Raw genomic sequence first — 1,486 nt, forward strand, 5'->3', positions numbered from 1 at the left:
TTGGTGTCGGTGGGGTTGTTGGTGTGGTTGTTGTGGCCGGTGCATTGGGTGGTGCGGGGTGGGTGGTGGGGGTGTGTGGATGGGTTGATGTTGTTGTCGGTGGGGTTGGTTGAGGTTTTTCGGGTGGTGAATGTGGTGTCGGTGGCTCATGCGTCGTGGGTGGCGTGTGATCCGGTGCCGGTGCGGGCGCAGCCGGGGGGTCGGGTGGCTTTTTGTACGAGTTTTGTGCCGGGGAAGGAGCCGTTGGGGATGGTGGCGGCGACGTTGGAGGGGGCGGTGGGGGTGCGGTATGAGGGGGTGGTGGATGTGTGGTTGCTGGATGAGGGTGATGATCCGGGGGCGCGGGCGTTGTGTGCGCGGTTGGGGGTGCGGCATTTTTCGCGGAAGGGGGTGGCGCGGTGGAATCGTCCGTCGGGTCGTTTTCGGGCGCGGACGAAGCATGGTAATTACAATGCGTGGTTGGATGCGCATGGTGATGGTTATGATTTTTTGGCGTGTGTGGATACGGATCATGTGCCGTTGCCGAATTTTTTGGAGCGGATGCTGGGGTATTTTCGGGATCCGGATGTGGCGTTTGTGGTGGGGCCGCAGGTGTATGGGAATTATGTGTCGCGGGTGACGAAGGGGGCGGAGAGTCAGCAGTTTTTGTTTCATGCGTTGGTGCAGCGGGCGGGGAATCGGTATGGGGCGCCGATGTTTGTGGGGACGTCGAATTGTGTGCGGGTGGGGGTGTTGCGGCAGATCGGTGGGTTTTTTGATTCGATTACGGAGGATATGGCGACGGGGTTGGAGGTGCATCGGCGGCGGAATCCGTTGACGGGTGGGCGGTGGCGGTCGGTGTATACGCCGGATGTGTTGGCGGTGGGGGAGGGGCCGTCGTCGTGGACGGATTTCTTTTCGCAGCAGTTGCGGTGGTCGCGGGGGACGTTTGAGACGTTGTTGTGTCAGTTTGGTCGGGTGGTGTGGTCGTTGTCGCCGGGGAGGTTGTGGAATTATTCGTTGTTGGTGGCGTTTTATCCGGTTGCGGGTTTGACGTGGGTGTTGGGTGGGGTGTCGTGTGTGTTGTTTTTGGGGTGTGGTGCGGCGGGGGTGAGTGTGCCGTCGGAGGTGTGGTTGATGTTGTATGGGGATGCGGCGGCGTTGCAGGTGGCGTTGTATGTGGTGAATCGTCGTCATAATGTGAGTCCGCATGAGCCGGTGGGTTCGTCGGGGGTGGCGGGGATGGTGATGTCGGCGGTGTCGGCGCCGTTGTATGCGCGGGCGTTGGGGCAGGCGTTGTTGCGGCGGCGTTCGGGTTTTGTGGTGACGCCGAAGGGGGATTCGGCGTCGCCGGATTGTGTGGGGACTTTTCGGACGCATTTGGGGTGGGCGGGTGTGTTCGGGTTGTGTTTGGTGGCGTCGGTGGTGTGGGGGCATGCGTATCCGGCGATGCGGGTGTGGGCGGTGCTGGCGTTGGTGACGGCGCTGGGACCGATGGGGGTGTGGG

1 protein-coding gene is annotated in these 1,486 nt (G+C 62.1%); it reads left to right on the top strand.

From position 1 onward, the window contains the following. On the top strand, positions 1–1,486 hold a 1,486-nt coding region (locus LUZ64_RS36610), incomplete at both ends, for a glycosyltransferase family 2 protein (RefSeq protein WP_232399071.1).

The sequence above is a fragment of the Streptomyces albireticuli genome (assembly GCF_021228125.1).
GTDB lineage: Bacteria > Actinomycetota > Actinomycetes > Streptomycetales > Streptomycetaceae > Streptomyces > Streptomyces albireticuli.